At 72.5% G+C, this 14,712-nt stretch carries 16 protein-coding genes and 1 pseudogene; 10 read left to right on the top strand and 7 right to left on the bottom strand.

The features are described 5' to 3' along the window. The first annotated feature begins 34 nt into the window (after window positions 1-34). Window positions 35-403 (top strand): DivIVA domain-containing protein, encoded by a 369-nt coding sequence (locus ACZ58N_RS05155; protein WP_471155771.1) that lies wholly within the window; start codon window positions 35-37, stop codon window positions 401-403. Next, window positions 400-978 (top strand): DNA-3-methyladenine glycosylase I, encoded by a 579-nt coding sequence (locus tag ACZ58N_RS05150; protein ID WP_471155769.1) that lies wholly within the window; start codon window positions 400-402, stop codon window positions 976-978. Before ACZ58N_RS05155 ends, ACZ58N_RS05150 begins: the two co-directional genes overlap by 4 nt. Before the next feature lie 58 nt (window positions 979-1,036). Here ACZ58N_RS05150 and chcB read toward each other — a convergent pair whose 3' ends face one another. Beyond that, a complete protein-coding gene (gene chcB / locus ACZ58N_RS05145; protein WP_471155768.1) occupies window positions 1,037-1,840 on the bottom strand; it encodes a 2-cyclohexenylcarbonyl CoA isomerase in 804 nt (267 codons plus the stop codon). A gap of 333 nt (window positions 1,841-2,173) precedes the next feature. Between chcB and ACZ58N_RS05140 the strand changes: the two genes are divergently transcribed. Next, window positions 2,174-2,341, top strand: a complete 168-nt coding sequence (locus tag ACZ58N_RS05140; protein ID WP_003966491.1) for a DUF3117 domain-containing protein — start codon at window positions 2,174-2,176, stop codon at window positions 2,339-2,341. A 148-nt stretch (window positions 2,342-2,489) separates the two neighbouring features. Here ACZ58N_RS05140 and ACZ58N_RS05135 read toward each other — a convergent pair whose 3' ends face one another. Then, entirely contained in the window at window positions 2,490-3,152 is a 663-nt protein-coding gene (locus tag ACZ58N_RS05135; RefSeq protein ID WP_385575383.1) for an O-methyltransferase, read from the bottom strand. 166 nt (window positions 3,153-3,318) lie between these two features. On the opposite strand from ACZ58N_RS05135, the gene sigE reads away from it, so the two are divergent. The 5 genes and pseudogenes from sigE (at window position 3,319) to ACZ58N_RS05110 (ending at window position 7,815) form a co-directional block, all read left to right on the top strand. Further along, window positions 3,319-4,098 (top strand): RNA polymerase sigma factor SigE, encoded by a 780-nt coding sequence (gene sigE / locus ACZ58N_RS05130; RefSeq protein WP_281210626.1) that lies wholly within the window; start codon window positions 3,319-3,321, stop codon window positions 4,096-4,098. Continuing rightward, a pseudogene (locus ACZ58N_RS05125) lies at window positions 4,095-4,574 on the top strand (anti-sigma factor family protein); the annotation flags it as partial. The gene sigE and the pseudogene ACZ58N_RS05125, both read left to right, overlap by 4 nt. 296 nt (window positions 4,575-4,870) lie before the next feature. Then, window positions 4,871-6,382, top strand: coding sequence for a S1C family serine protease (locus tag ACZ58N_RS05120; RefSeq protein WP_471155762.1), 1,512 nt, complete (start codon window positions 4,871-4,873; stop codon window positions 6,380-6,382). Between the two features lie 122 nt (window positions 6,383-6,504). Next, the gene (locus ACZ58N_RS05115) at window positions 6,505-6,942 is read left to right on the top strand and encodes a sec-independent translocase (protein ID WP_471155759.1); all 438 of its coding nucleotides are present in this window, start codon (window positions 6,505-6,507) and stop codon (window positions 6,940-6,942) included. 138 nt (window positions 6,943-7,080) lie between these two features. Continuing rightward, a complete protein-coding gene (locus tag ACZ58N_RS05110; RefSeq protein ID WP_471155756.1) occupies window positions 7,081-7,815 on the top strand; it encodes a hypothetical protein in 735 nt (244 codons plus the stop codon). A gap of 73 nt (window positions 7,816-7,888) precedes the next feature. Here the strand turns inward: ACZ58N_RS05110 and ACZ58N_RS05105 are convergent, their stop codons facing one another. The 3 genes from ACZ58N_RS05105 to ACZ58N_RS05095 all read right to left on the bottom strand — a co-directional run bounded on the left by ACZ58N_RS05105 (window position 7,889) and on the right by ACZ58N_RS05095 (window position 11,036). Further along, on the bottom strand, window positions 7,889-9,049 hold the full coding sequence (locus ACZ58N_RS05105; protein WP_471155753.1) for an Mrp/NBP35 family ATP-binding protein: 1,161 nt from the start codon (window positions 9,047-9,049) through the stop codon (window positions 7,889-7,891). A gap of 42 nt (window positions 9,050-9,091) precedes the next feature. After that, window positions 9,092-9,598: a DUF1003 domain-containing protein gene (locus tag ACZ58N_RS05100; protein ID WP_471156558.1), complete on the bottom strand. Its 507-nt coding sequence runs from the start codon at window positions 9,596-9,598 to the stop codon at window positions 9,092-9,094. 166 nt (window positions 9,599-9,764) lie between these two features. Next, window positions 9,765-11,036, bottom strand: a complete 1,272-nt coding sequence (locus tag ACZ58N_RS05095) for a magnesium transporter MgtE N-terminal domain-containing protein (RefSeq protein ID WP_471155750.1) — start codon at window positions 11,034-11,036, stop codon at window positions 9,765-9,767. Window positions 11,037-11,204: 168 nt separating this feature from the next. On the opposite strand from ACZ58N_RS05095, the gene ACZ58N_RS05090 reads away from it, so the two are divergent. Further along, on the top strand, window positions 11,205-12,014 hold the full coding sequence (locus tag ACZ58N_RS05090; protein ID WP_471155747.1) for a hypothetical protein: 810 nt from the start codon (window positions 11,205-11,207) through the stop codon (window positions 12,012-12,014). 60 nt (window positions 12,015-12,074) lie between these two features. On the opposite strand, the gene ACZ58N_RS05085 is transcribed toward ACZ58N_RS05090, so the two are convergent. Further along, window positions 12,075-12,590 carry a hypothetical protein gene (locus tag ACZ58N_RS05085; RefSeq protein WP_471155745.1) on the bottom strand — a complete coding sequence of 172 codons (516 nt, stop codon included), beginning with the start codon at window positions 12,588-12,590 and terminating at the stop codon, window positions 12,075-12,077. Window positions 12,591-12,621: 31 nt separating this feature from the next. Then, window positions 12,622-13,746, bottom strand: a complete 1,125-nt coding sequence (locus ACZ58N_RS05080; RefSeq protein ID WP_471155743.1) for a magnesium and cobalt transport protein CorA — start codon at window positions 13,744-13,746, stop codon at window positions 12,622-12,624. Between the two features lie 373 nt (window positions 13,747-14,119). Here ACZ58N_RS05080 and ACZ58N_RS05075 point away from each other — a divergent pair, with 373 nt between their 5' ends. Further along, entirely contained in the window at window positions 14,120-14,704 is a 585-nt protein-coding gene (locus ACZ58N_RS05075; protein WP_389708028.1) for a suppressor of fused domain protein, read from the top strand. Window positions 14,705-14,712: the final 8 nt, after the last annotated feature.

Here is a 14,712-nt window from a genome sequence, read left to right as displayed (position 1 = left end):
ACCTTAACCTGGTGGCCGGAGCCTCTCAGGGGAGTTGATCGTGTTCTGGTTCTTGCTGATCGCGCTGGTCGTGGTCGTGGCCGCGGTCACCCTCGCGGTGGTCGGCGGCGGTTCGGAGGCCGTACTGCCCGAGGCCGAGCCGGACCGGGTGGCCGACGGGCTGCCGGAGAGCCGGCCGGTCGTGCGGTCGGACATCGACGCCCTGCGGCTGCCGGTCGCCCCCCGGGGCTACCGGATGGCCGAGGTGGACGACGTCCTGGACCGGCTCGGGGCCGAGCTGGCCGAGCGGGACGCGCGGATCGCGGAGCTGTCGGCCGCCGCGGAGTCGCCGCCCGCCGCGGCGCGGCCCCGGGACGCGGCGCCCGCCGACACCTCCATCGACCTGACCAAGGACGCGCGGTGAGCGGTGGGCCGGCCGCCGGCCCGGACGGCGCCCTGCGCTGCCCGTGGGGGCTGTCCACCGAGGACTACGTCGCCTACCACGACACCGAGTGGGGCCGCGCGGTCCACGGCGACGACGCCCTGTACGAGCGGCTGTGCCTGGAGGCCTTCCAGTCGGGCCTGTCCTGGCTGACGATCCTGCGCCGCCGCGAGGGCTTCCGCACGGCGTTCGCGGGCTTCGAGATCGCGGCCGTCGCCCGCTTCGACGCGTCGGACGCCCGGCGCTTGCTGGCAGACGAGGGGATCATCCGCAACCGGGCCAAGATCGAGGCCACCCTCGCCAACGCGAAGGAGCTCGCCGGTTGGAAGCCGGGGGAGCTGGACGAGCTGATCTGGTCCCACGCCCCGGAGGAGCCGGGCCCGGCCCCCAGGACCGTGGCGGACGTCCCGGCGGTCACCCCCGAATCGACGGCCTTGGCCAAGGCCCTGAAGAAGGCCGGGATCCGGTTCGTCGGCCCCACGACGGCCTACGCCCTGATGCAGGCGTGCGGACTGGTCGACGACCACCTGGTGGGCTGCGTCTCCCGCGGGGCCTGAGCCCCGCGGGAGAGCTCCGCGGGCGGGCGGGCCCGGCGGGAGGACGACGGGCGGTGCGTCAGCGGCCCAGGTACTTCGGCTGCTGCTTGGCGAGGAAGGCCTGGACGGCGATCGCGTGGTCCTCGGAGGCGCCGGCGCGGGCCTGGAGGGCCTCCTCGCGCTCCAGGGCCTCGGGGAGGGTGCGGGACGCCCCGTACGCGAGGGACTCCTTCAGTGCCGCGTAGGCCACCGTGGGGCCCTGCGCGAGGGTGCGGGCCACGGCCGCGGCCTCTTCGTGCAGGTCCGCCGCGGGCACCAGGCGGTTGGCGATGCCCAGCTCGTACGCCTCGCGCGCCTTCACCGACCGGGGGAACAGCAGCAGGTCGGCGGCGCGGGACGCGCCGATCAGGCGGGGCAGGGTCCAGGACACGCCGGAGTCGGCGGTCAGCGCCACCCCCGCGAAGGAGGTGTTGAAGGACGCCTCCTCGGAGACCACCCGGTAGTCCGCCGCCAGGGCGAAACCGAAGCCGGCGCCGGCCGCGACGCCGTTGACGCCCACCACCACGGGCTTGGGCATCTCCGTCAGCGCCCGGACGATCGGGTTGTAGTGGTCGGCGACGGTGTCCATCGTCAGGGACGAGCCGTTCTCGCGGTCCGCCGCCAGGTTCCCGATGTGCTCCTTGAGGTCCTGCCCCACGCAGAAGGCCCGGGTGCCCGCCGCGGTGAGCAGGACGGCCCGCACCCCGGAGTCCGCGGCGGCCGCCAGGGCCGCGTCGCGCAGGGCGACCTTGGCCTCCGTGTTCATGGCGTTCATCGCGTCCGGACGGTTGATCGTGATGGTCGCGAGTCCGTCGGTCACTTCGTAGAGCACGCTGTCGGCCATGGCAGGGGGTCCCCCTTCGTCGCGGGCTTGGCTACCGGCCGGTACCGGCCGGTGCAAGGGTCAGCATGGCGGACGCCGGGACCGCCGGACATGTGATGTGCGTCAAACAAAGCGGAGGCCCCACCCCGGGAGCAGCGGCGAAGTATCGCAGGCGGGTCCCCGAAATGAGTGGTTTTGGCAGAGCGCGTTGCGCAAGCGTTCCCCACCGATGTTGGTCATCGGGTCCTGACATGCGGGATAATGGCCGGGAAGCAATGTGTTCGATGCCGGGTACTAGGCGCCTGAACGGGGCCGTCGGCTGACGATGAGCTGGTTTCAGGAAGGGGAACGAGCATGGCGGCCATGAAGCCGCGGACGGGCGACGGCCCGCTCGAGGTCACCAAGGAGGGGCGGGGCATCGTCATGCGCGTACCGCTTGAGGGCGGCGGTCGGCTCGTCGTCGAGCTGACTCCGGACGAAGCGGACGCCCTGGGTGACGCCCTGAAGAAGGTCGTCGGCTGAAGCGTCGACACCATCTGAGCCATCTCTGCACCGCCCCGGCCGCTCCTGCGTCCGGGGCGGTGTCGTGTCCGGCGCCGGACGGCGCGGCGGCGGATCGGACCGGGGTCGGATCCGGGCCGGCACACCCTTCACCCGCTCCGTGCGGGACTCAGCGACGGACCGCGCACAGCAGGCCGTCACCCACCGGGAGCAGCGCGGCCTCCAGGGCCGGACTCTCGCGGACGCTCCGCAGCAGCTCGCGCACCCGGGTCACCTCTATGTGGACGGCCGTGGAGTCGACGGTGAGGCCGTCGGAGAAGACCCCCTCGAAGCACACCAGCCCCCCGGGGCGCAGCAGGCGCAACGATTCGGCGAGGTAGTCGAGGGACTCGGCGGGGTCGCCGTCGCAGAAGACGAGGTCGTACCCGCCGTCCGCGAGTCGGGGCAGTACGTCCAGCGCGCGGCCGGGGATGAAGCGCGCCCGGTTGCCGGCGAATCCGGCGGCGCGGAACGCCTGGCGGGCGAAGGCCTGCCGGTCGGGTTCGGGATCGACGGTGGTCAGGACGCCGTCCGGGCGCATCCCGTGGAGCAGGTGGATGCCGGAGACGCCGGTTCCGGTACCGATCTCGGCGACCGCCTTGGCGTCGGCGGTGGCGGCGAGCAGGCGCAGCGCGGCCCCGGTGCCGGGGGAGACGGAGCGCAGGCCCGCTTCCCTGGACCGGTCGCGGGCCCATCGCAGAGCGTCGTCCTCGGCGACAAACGCGTCGGCGAACGCCCAGCTCGTCTGCCGGTTGCCGCTAATGACCCTCTCCTGTCCCCATAGTTGGCGCAACGGTGACTGTATCCGCTGGCGTCGGGAACCCGCAGATGGGACCGGGCGTTGGGAGGGGTGGAGGCGGGACGGAGGGGACGGCAGCGGGCAGATCGGCGGCCGGGACCCGAGGCCCGTGCAAAGTTAACGTAAAAACGCTTATCCGGAGCTGACGGGAGGGGTGGTTATGGTAGGGGCTCCACTGGACACCACCAGAGCCGATAGGGGAGGTGCGGCTGCGCCTGTGGATCGTGGGGGCGTCCTGAGACGCTTCTTCTGGTCGGCTGGTGAGCCGAAATCCGTGACCGACATTGCTGACCGCTTCCACACCGCCGACACCGCAACCACCGCGACCTTTGCCGCCGATGCGGGCTCCCAGGCGTGGACCCCTCCCACGTGGGAGGAGATCGTCAGCACGCACAGCGCGCGGGTGTACCGCCTCGCCTACCGTCTGACGGGCAACCAGCACGACGCCGAGGACCTCACCCAGGAAGTCTTCGTCCGCGTCTTCCGGTCGCTGTCCACGTACACGCCGGGCACCTTCGAGGGCTGGCTGCACCGCATCACCACCAACCTCTTCCTGGACATGGTGCGCCGCAAGCAGCGGATCCGCTTCGACGCCCTCGCCGACGACGCCGCGGAGCGGCTGCCGAGCCGCGAGCCGTCCCCCCAGCAGGTCCTCCACGACACCCACTTCGACGCGGACGTGCAGCAGGCGCTGGACACCCTCGCGCCGGAGTTCCGTGCCGCCGTGGTGCTGTGCGACATCGAGGGGCTGTCCTACGAGGAGATCGCCGCCACCCTCGGGGTGAAGCTCGGCACCGTCCGCAGCCGCATCCACCGGGGTCGCTCGCACCTGCGCAAGGCGCTCAAGCACCGGTCCCCGCAGGCGCGTGCCGAACAGCGTGCGCTGGCCGGGGTGGCGGTGGGTGCGCCGGGAGCCGGGGGAGAGGGCGGAGCCGAGTGAGCGGAGCCAGTCCGTCCCCCGCCGAACAGCACCTGGGCGACCGGCTCGCCGCCCTCGTGGACGGGGAGCTGAACCACGACGCCCGGGAGCGGGTCCTGGCCCACCTGGCGACCTGCGCCAAGTGCAAGGCCGAGGCCGATGCCCAGCGACGTCTGAAGACCATGTTCGTGGAGAGCGCGCCACCACCGGTGTCCGCCGGGCTGCTCGCCCGGCTCCAAGGCCTGCCCGGAGGGGCGGTTGACGGCCTGTCGGGACCACCGGGGGCCTCGGGCCCGTCCGGAGTCCCCCGCGGGTCGGGGCTCACGCCTCCGCCGGGCGCCGAGCCGTTCGGGGGCTTCGCGTACGCGGCCCCGGCCGCCCCACGCCGCGAAGGCTTCCGCATCCATGAGGTGGGTCGACCCCGACACCGACTCGCCTTCGTCGCGGCGGGAGCCGTGTCGCTGGCCGCGATCGCGCTCGGTGGCTCACTGCCGCTGGAGGCGGTGGAGCCGAACGCCCGCGGTGAGGCGCCCGCCGCCCGGCCCGGCCCCGCGGTGCCGCTGTCGACGGTCGTCCGGGACCGGCTTCCCAGCCCGGGCGGCGTGCCCAGCCTGGGTCCGACCGGTCAGTTGCCCGTGACCGCCACGGCCACCCCGGCCACCGCGCAGCCGGTTTCGCTCTCCCGCTGAGGCGGAAGGGCCACGTACCCGGGCCCCCGGCGGGCCCGGGTACCTGGTTGAATCTGCGGCAGATGCGCCGCCGTGCGGTGCGACAGGCACGCGGGGGAGCATCCATGTCCGACAGTCAGCAGCCCGACCGTCAGCAGCCGCCCGTTCAGGACCCGGAAGCCCGGAACGCCACCGACGCCCCTTTCCCCGAGGACCGACCGTCCGACGGTCCGCAGCCGGCCGGGGAGCCCGACGGCGCCCCGCCCGCCGGTGGCGGGGAGTCCCCCGGCGCACGGCCCGACGATCGGCGGTCGGTCCCGGGTCCGCGGTGGTGGAGCCGGCCCGCGGGACCGGCCGGTGGGGCCCCGTCCGACGACCGCTCCCCCGATCGGGAGTTCGCCGAGGGCGTCCCGGCCACCGCCGACGCGGGGCCCTCGGACCCCTTCGCGTTCCCCGACGCCACGGCGGGCCCCCGCTACGACCCCTGGGCGGACCGTCCGCTCCAGGTCACGGACATGGGCCGGGGCTCCAGGGCGCCCCGGCTGTGGCAGCTGGCGGCCTTCGGCGCCGTGATCGCGCTCCTCGCGGGCGGCATCGGCGGCTACCTCGGGATCGTCGCCGAGCGGCGCAGCAGCACCCGCCTGGAACTCCCGCAGGCCGCCGCGGAGAACAAGGGTCGGGCGCCGGACAGCGTGGCCGGGATCGCCGCGACCGCCCTGCCGGGAGTGGTCACCCTGCACGTCGCGGGCGGCGCGGGCGGCGGGACCGGTACGGGCTTCGTCCTCGATTCCCAGGGCCACATCCTGACGAACAACCACGTGGTCGCCGGCGCCAAGGACATAACGGTCACCTTCAGCACCGGCGAGAGCGTGCCCGCCACCCTGGTCGGCCGCGACGGCGGCTACGACCTGGCCGTCGTCAAGGTCACCGGCGTACGGAACCTGAGGCCGCTGGCCCTCGGCAACTCCGAGAACGTCAGGGTCGGCGACCCGGTGGTGGCCATCGGTGCCCCCTTCGACCTCTCCAACACCGTCACCGCGGGCATCATCAGCGCGACGGGCCGCCCCATCACGGCGGGCGGGGACAAGGGCGACGGCAGCGACATCAGCTACGTGGACGCCCTCCAGACCGACGCCCCCATCAACCCGGGCAACTCCGGCGGCCCGCTCCTGGACTCCCGCGCCCACGTCATCGGCATCAACAGCGCCATCCGCGGCGCGGACCAGGGCGAGGACGACGAGTCCGGCTCCCGCCAGAGCGGCAGCATCGGCCTCGGCTTCGCCATCCCGGTCAACCAGGGCAAGCGCGTCGCCGAGGAGCTGATCCGTACGGGTCGCGCCACCCACCCCGTCATCGGCGTCACCCTGGACATGCAGTTCAAGGGCGACGGCGCCCGCGTCGGGACCAAGGGCGAGGACGGGAAGCCGTCGGTGGTCGCCGACGGGCCCGGCGCCCGCGCCGGCATCGAGCCGGGCGACGTGATCACCAAGGTCGACGGGGTCCGGGTGCAGGGCGGCGACGAGCTGATCATCAAGATCCGCGCCCACCGCCCCGGCGATCCGCTCCGCCTGACCGTGCTCCGCGACGGAAAGGAGCGCACGCTGGAGGTGGTGCTGGGATCCGCGAACGGCTCCTGAGGCCGAATGCCGGGTGACGGCGGGGTGAATCCGGGAAAGGGCCGGCACCGGCGTAGGGGACCGAGGTCATCGCCGGGTACCGTTGTCCGGGCCCGACGTGGAGAGAGCCGAGGAGCGGCAAGGTGTTCAACGACATAGGCGCACTCGAACTGGTCACCATCGTGGTTCTCGCCATCCTCGTCTTCGGCCCCGACAAGCTGCCGAAGGTGATCCAGGACGTTTCGAACGTGATCCGCAAGATCCGGTCGTTCTCCGACAGCGCCAAACAGGACATCCGCTCCGAACTCGGCCCGGAATTCAAGGACTTCGAGTTCGAGGACCTGAATCCGAAGACGTTCATCCGCAAGCAGCTCACGGAGAACGAGGACCTCAAGGAACTCCGGACCAGTTTCGACCTCCGCAAGGAACTCACCGACGTCACGGACGCGGTGAACGGCAAGGAGCACCCGGCCGTGGAAGCCGCCGCCGCGCCCGCCGCCGGAACCGGCCCGGACCTGCTGAAGAAGCCCGCCGCACCGGCGCCCGAGCCGCGCACGCCCTTCGACGCCGACGCCACCTGAGCCGCCGCCTGCCCGGCGATCCCGGGTCGGATGGCTATCCTCCATCTGTCCGGACCGAAGACGCCCGAGGGAGGGGGTCCCCCCAGCGAAGCGAGGGGGAGGGCCGTTCCGGACCCGACGGAACGAGAGGCCGCCCAGATGGAGACGACGCGCAGTAGCCGGGTGGGCACACAGCCCGCCGAGATCCCTGCCGCCGCACCCCCGCACACCGAGCACACCGCCCAGGATCCCCAAGGGCCCCCCGGGCAGCCCCAGGACACCGCTGCGCCCGTCCCGGCGGCCCGCCGGACGGCGGACGGGTACCTGAGCGCGGATTTCCCCTGGTACGGGCTGGACGGGGCCTTCACCGGCCGTCGCTGGCTCATGCAGGTCGGCACCGGCGCCGACGGCACCGTGGAACACGGCTCGACCGGCCACGGCGACGAGCCCTCCGCCCGCGGGGAGCTCGCCACCGGCGAGAAGGAACGCTTCGCGGTGGTGATCACCGTGGCCAGCAATCCGTTGCGCCGCAGCGGCGACGGCACGGGCACCCTGGAGGCCACCTCGGTCTCCTCGGCGGCCTGGCTGGCCGGCTCCGGACTGCTCTCGTACAGCTGGCCGGGGCAGATGGACCACTCCCTGCGCAGCGACTGGCTCGACCAGCAGACCGAGGCCGCCTGGGAGCTCGCCGACGACCTCGGCGGCGAGGACTGGTCCACGCTGTCGCTGCCGGTCGACGGTGAGCCGACGCCCTTCCACTACCGCGAGTCCGAGTTCGGCTGGGTGCTCGCCGGCTCCACCCCCGGCGGCGTCCACCTGGGTGCCTACGGACGGGGCATGAGCGCCTACGGGATCGGCTTCTCCGTCATCGCGGACCTGGCCGCCTACGAGTAGCCCGCCCGGCGGGACCGCGCACGTGGAGGAGGGGGCCACCGCCGACCGGCGGTGGCCCCCTCCTCCACGTGGCTCAGAACTTGTTGCGCGGGGTGATGCCCAGCGACATGCCCGACAGGCCGCGGGCGCGGCCCCCCAGCTTGCCCGCGATCGCGCGCAGGGCGGCACCGGCCGGGGAGTCCGGGTCGGACAGCACGACCGGCTTGCCGTCGTCGCCGCCCTCGCGCAGCCGCACGTCGATCGGGATCGTGCCGAGGACCGGTACCGAGGCGCCGACCGTCTTCGTCAGGCCGTCGGCGACCTTCTGGCCGCCGCCCGAGCCGAAGACGTCCACCATCTCGTCGCAGTGCGGGCACGGCAGGCCCGACATGTTCTCGACCACGCCGACGATCTTCTGGTGGGTCTGCACCGCGATCGAACCGGCCCGCTCGGCGACCTCGGCCGCCGCCTGCTGCGGGGTGGTCACGACGAGGATCTCGGCGTTCGGCACCAACTGCGCCACGGAGATCGCGATGTCACCCGTACCCGGCGGCAGGTCGAGCAGCAGCACGTCCAGGTCGCCCCAGAAGACGTCCGCGAGGAACTGCTGGAGCGCGCGGTGCAGCATCGGGCCGCGCCACACGACCGGCGCGTTGCCCGGGGTGAACATGCCGATGGAGATGACCTTCACGCCGTGCGCGGACGGCGGCATGATCATGTTCTCGACCTGGGTCGGGCGACCCTCGACACCGAGCATGCGGGGCACGCTGTGACCGTAGATGTCCGCGTCGACCACACCGACCTTCAGGCCGTCGGCCGCCATCGCGGCGGCCAGGTTGACCGTCACCGAGGACTTGCCGACACCGCCCTTGCCCGACGCGACCGCGTACACGCGGGTCAGCGAGCCGGGCTTCGCGAACGGCACCTCGCGCTCGGCGGTGCCGCCGCGCAGGGTGGCCGCCAGGTCCTTGCGCTGCTCGTCGCTCATCACGTCGAGGCTCACGGCGACGGAGGTCACACCGGCGACCCGCTCCACGGCCTCGGTGACGTTCTTGGTGATGGTCTCGCGCATCGGACAGCCCGACACCGTCAGAAAGACCGTGACGGCCACCGCGCCGCCCTCGCCGATCTCCACCGATTTGACCATGCCGAGTTCGGTGATCGGCCGGTGGATCTCGGGGTCGTTCACCGTCGCCAGAGCGTCCAGGATCGCGTCCTGCTCAGGCACGGCGGCGGAGCTTGTGTCGGTAGCCATGCCCCGATGGTACGGCTCGGTAGCACGGCTCAGGAAAGCTACTCAGCGGTCGCCTTCATCACGTTCCGGCGGGAATAGCCGCCGCTCGTCCATCTCCTTGATCAGGTCCTGGAACTCGGACCTGATCCAGTCGCGCGTGGCGACCTCGCCCAGGCCCATCCGCAGCGCCGCGATCTCGCGGGTCAGGTACTCGGTGTCCGCGATGGACCGCTCGTTCTGCTTGCGGTCCTGCTCGTGGGTGACCCGGTCCCGGTCGTCCTGCCGGTTCTGCGCGAGCAGGATCAGCGGCGCTGCGTACGACGCCTGCAACGACAACATCAGCGTCAGGAAGATGAACGGGTACTGGTCGAACCGCAGCTCGTCCGGCGCGAAGATGTTCCACAGCACCCACACGACGATGACCAGCGTCATCCAGACGATGAACCGGCCCGTGCCGAGGAACCGCGCCACCTTCTCCGACAGCCGCCCGAACGCCTCCGGGTCGTACTCCGGCAGCAACCGGCGCCGCGCCGGGCGCGGCAGGTCCAGCCGTACGCGTGAACGCGACAGCGCGCTCGACCCGGCCGGCGGCGTGCCCTTCGCCCGGTCGGCGGAACGTTCCGGCCGCTCGTGCCGCAGCCGCTCCGCCGCCTCCTCCAGCCGGTCGGACAATCCGTCCCGGGCGTGCTCGCGCCGCTCCCGGCGCCGTTCGCGCGCGGCTTCGCCGCGCCCCCGCTCAGTGGCCACGCACGGCCTCCTCGGAATGGAAGTCCGTCTCGCGCCAGTCTTCGGGCAGCAGGTGGTCCAGTACGTCGTCGACGGTGACCGCACCGAGCAGCGAGCCGCTCTCGTCGACGACCGGCACGGCGACCATGTTGTACGCGGCCAGGTAGCTCGTCACCACGGGCAACGAGGCGTCCGGCCGCAGCGGCGGCAGGTCGGTGTCCACGATCGAGCTGACGAGGGTGAACGGCGGGTCCCGCAGCAGCCGCTGGAAGTGCACCGTCCCCAGGTACTTGCCCGTCGGCGTCTCGTCGGGCGGGCGGCACACGTACACCTGCGCCGCCAGCGCCGGCGACAGGTCCGACTGCCGTACCCGGGCCAGGGCGTCCGCGACGGTCGCGTCGGGCCGCAGCACGATGGGCTCGGTGGTCATCAGACCGCCCGCCGTCCGCTCCTCGTACGACAACAGGCGCCGCACGTCGGCGGCGTCGTCCGGCTGCATCAGCGTCAGCAGCCGCTCCTTGTCGTCCTCCGGCAGCTCGGACAGCAGGTCGGCCGCGTCGTCGGGGTCCATCGCCTCCAGGACGTCCGCCGCGCGCTCCTCCTTCAACTTGCCGAGGATCTCCACCTGGTCGTCCTCGGGGAGCTCCTCCAGGACGTCCGCGAGCCGGTCGTCGTCGAGGGCGTTGGCCACCTCGGCGCGCCGCTTCGGGGTCAGGTGATGCAGGACGTTCGCCAGGTCCGCCGGGCGCATCTGCTCGAACGTCGCCACCAGGCTCTCGGCGCCCTGCCCGTCCTCCTCCAGCGAGAAGCCGGTCACCGCGGACCACTCCACCGTCAGGGTCTCGCCGCGGCGGCGCAGCGCGCCCGCCTTCCCCTTGCGGACGAAGATCCGGTCGATCTCCCAGTCCCGGCGGGCCGGGAGCTGTTGGATGGCGACGTCGAGGACGGTGACGTCCTCGCCGGTCGCCCCGAGCGTCACCCGCCGGTCCAGCAGCTCACCGAGGATCAGCCGCTCGGTCGGGCGCTGCTCGAAGCGCCGCATGTTGACGACACCGGTGGTGATGACCTGGCCGGACTCGACGCCCGTCACCCGGGTCATCGGCAGGAAGATCCGCCGGCGGCTGACGACCTCCACGACCAGGCCCAGCAGCCGGGGCGGTCGGCCGCCCACGCGCAGCATCGCGACCAGGTCCCGGACCCGGCCCACCTGATCGCCGTTGGGATCGAAGACGGGCACACCCGACAGATGCGAGACGAAGATCCGCGGGGCGCCTGCAGCCATCCGAGCGCCTCCTAGAGCGTCAATCGACAGTCCTGCCGTGCCTCAGGCTAGCCCGTGCCGCGCGCAACCGTCCTGGTGGGGCCGTCCGCCCGGGGGTCCGGAAGCGGCCGTGCGCGGGGCGGGTACGCTGCCTGCTGCCCGCAGCCGCACGACGAGAGGCACCCGCCCGTGACCGCCTACCCCTCCGCCGTACGGCTGCGTCGGGCCGCCGTCATCGGTGTCCTGTGCGCGGGCCTCGCCGTCACCGGTGCGGGCTGCGGCGAGAAGAAGGACCCCGACAAGGGCACGAACGGGATCGGCAAGCTCCCCGCCGAGAAGATCGAGGCCCAGGCGAAGGCGGCCGCGACGGCCGCCGAATCGGTGCACCTGTCCGGGACGCTGGTGACCGGCGGCAAGACCTTCACCCTGGACATGCGGCTGAAGTCGGAGGGCGGCACCGGCGAGGTGAAGTCGCAGGAGGACACCTTCCAACTGCTGCGCGTCGGCGAGCAGCTCTACCTGAAGGCGAGCGCCGCCTTCTGGGGGAAGTCGGACTCGGCGGGCAAGCTCGGCGACAAGTACGTGAAGGTCCCCGAGAACGACCCGTCCTACAAGCAGTTCCGCGGCTTCACCGACATGGACGTCCTGCTCGACGGCCTGCTCGGCCTCGACGGCAAGCTCACCAAGGGGCCGTACAGCACGGTCGGACCGACCCGCGTGGTGCCCGTCCTGGCGGAGGGCGGCAAGGGCGGCCGGCTCTCCGTCTCCCTGACCGGCACCCCCTACCCGTTGCTGATGGAACGCGCGGGCGGCGCGGGGCGGGTGGAGCTCGCCGAATGGGGCAAGGCCTTCCCGCTGGACCCGCCACAGGAGGACCAGACCGTCGAGCTGCCCACGACCAAGGACGGACAGGGCGGCGGCGCCTCACCGGCCCCCACCAACACGGCGGGAGCGGGCTCCGGCACCGGCTCGGGCTCCGGCACGGGCGGCGGGGGCTGAGCGAACCCTCAGGCGTCCGTTCCTCCCCGACACCCGTTCCTTCTCAGCGCCCGTTCCTCCTCAGCGTCCGCTCCTGCGCTTCCGCTTCAGCAGCAGCTTCGGCAGCCCGGCCGGAATCGCCCGGCGGGTCGTCGCCTGGGTCGGCAGCGGAACCGCGGCCAGCGAACCGTCCGGCAGCCGCCCGGACACCGCCACCGGCTCCAGGCGCAGCAGCCGGCACTCGCGCGCCCAGCGGTCCGTCATCAGTTCCGAGTCGGGTGCGTTCAGCCGCTTGCCCTTGAGCTCGGCCACCGCCGCCTCCCAGGCCTCGCCGCGCGGCTCCAGCTCCCGTACGGTCGCGGTCCAGGCGACCAGGCGCCCGCCCTTGTCCTTGCTGCGCACGGTCACCTCGGCGGTGGACCCGTCGGCCAGTCCCGGGAACGGCTGCTCGCCGGGCCCGTCCCCGAGGACGTGCGCGGCGCCGCCCACCCAGGCGTGCCACAGGGCCCGGTCGGCGCCTTCGCCGCGGACCCAGATCAGGCCGGACTTCTTGGAGGCCTCCTCGACGAGGGCGAGGTCGAGCGCGCTGAGAGTCATGCGCACAGGGTAGGCCTTCGCCTGCGGGGTGCTACAGCCAACCGTTGCGGCGCAGCGCGCGGTGGATCGTGAAGCAGACACCGACGATCGTGGCCATCACCATCGGATAGCCGTACTCCCACTGGAGCTCGGGCATGTGGTCGAAGTTCATCCCGTACACCCCGCAGATCATCGTCGGCACCGCGATGATCGCCGCCCAGGAGGTGATCTTGCGCATGTCCTCGTTCTGGGCGACCGTCGCCTGCGCGAGGTTGGCCTGGAGGATCGAGTTCAGCAGCTCGTCGAAGCCGACGACCTGCTCGTGCACCCGCGCCAGGTGGTCGGCCACGTCGCGGAAGTACTTCTGGACGGCCGGGTCCACGAGGCGCATCGGCCGCTCGCTCAGCAGCTCCATCGGCCGCAGCAGCGGCGCCACCGCCCGCTTGAACTCCAGCACCTCCCGCTTGAGCTGGTAGATCCGGCCGGCGTCTCCGCCGCGCGCGACGCCCTTGGCGGGAGCGGCGAAGACCTCGCTCTCCACCACGTCGATGTCGTCCTGCACGGCCGCCGCGACCGCGATGTACCCGTCGACGACGTGGTCGGCGATCGAGTGCAGCACGGCGGAGGGGCCGCGCGAGAGGAGGTCCGGGTCGTCCTGGAGCCGGTGGCGCAGGCCCTTCAGGGAGCCCTGGCCGCCGTGCCGGACGGTGATGACGAAGTCCGGGCCGGTGAAGCACATCACCTCACCGGTCTCGACGACCTCGCTGGTCGCCGTCAGTTCGGCGTGGTCGACGTAGTGGATCGTCTTGAAGACGGTGAAGAGGGTGTCGTCGTACCGCTCCAGCTTCGGCCGCTGGTGCGCGTGCACCGCGTCCTCGACCGCCAGCGGGTGCAGACCGAACGTGGCGGCGATCCCCGCGAACTCGGCCTCGGTCGGCTCGTGCAGGCCGATCCAGGCGAAACCGCCGTCCTCGCGGACACGACGGATCGCCTCACGCGGCGTCAGGCACGCCGAGCCGGGCTCGCGCCGGTCCCTGCGCCCGTCGCGGTACACGGCGCAGTCGACGACCGCGCTACTGGCGGAGGGGTCGCGGGTGGCGTCGTAGCCGGGCTGCGCGGGGGTGGACCGGCGAAGTGCCGGACGGACGGCGGCACGGAGGTAGGGCAGCATCGACATGGCAGGCTCCTTCGCGCGCACGGCTGCGGACCGTACGGGTGGGAGACCTTCCGACGCGCGGGCGGGCAGGCCCGGGGCGAACGGAAGGAAGCAGGACGGGAGGACAAAGTTCTGCCGTCGCTCTTCTACTGATCAGAAGATCACAGAGGGCGGGAAGCGCCCGCCGCGGAAGTGGAAGAGCGATTGGTACTGCACGATCGACTTCGATCCATTGCAGCCCCACCTCCTCCGGCCGGTCCCCCGTGGGGGACGTCCTCCACCGCTTGCGAACGGGGCCTGTCGAACGCGGCCCCGACCAGCTGTCCACACTAACAGCCGACGGGTGGTCAGGACCCGCGCTTTACCCCCGCGATACGAGTTCTATGCTCGTTCCATGGCAGAAATTCCGGCCCTCGTCGAAGCCCGGCTCCGCAGCACGTTCGGCGAGCCCGACGCCCGCGCCGCCGTCACCTTCCTGGGCACCGACCGCATCGAGGTCCTCCGCTTCGCCGAGGGGGACCTCCTGCGGTACGCGACCCTCGGCATGTCCGCACACCCCATGACCGACCCGACCGACATGGTCGCCGACCCCGTGCGCGGCCCGCGCGCCGAGCTGGTCCTGACCGTACGGGCCGGGCTCGCCCCGACCGACAAACTGCTGCGCCCGCTCGCCGTGCTGGCGGCCTCCCCGATGGTCGAGGGGCTCATCGTCGCCCCCGGGGCCTCCCTCGACGTCGGCGAACCCCTCTGGGACGGGGCTCCGTTCACCTCCGTCCTCGTCGCCGAGTCCGGCGGCCTCGTCGAGGACCTCGACCTCGACGAACCCATGGACCCGGTCCGCTTCCTCCCGCTCCTCCCGATGACCGCGAACGAGGCCGCCTGGAAGCGCGTCCACGGCGCCGCCGCCCTCCAGGAACGCTGGCTCGCGCGCGGCACCGATCTGCGGGACCCTCTGCGTACGGCCGTCGCACTGGACTGAGCGCCGCG

Source organism: Streptomyces sp. NPDC040432 (genome assembly GCF_055595445.1).
Note: the sequence above shows the minus strand (reverse complement) of the source record. Positions and strands in the feature narration are given on the sequence as shown.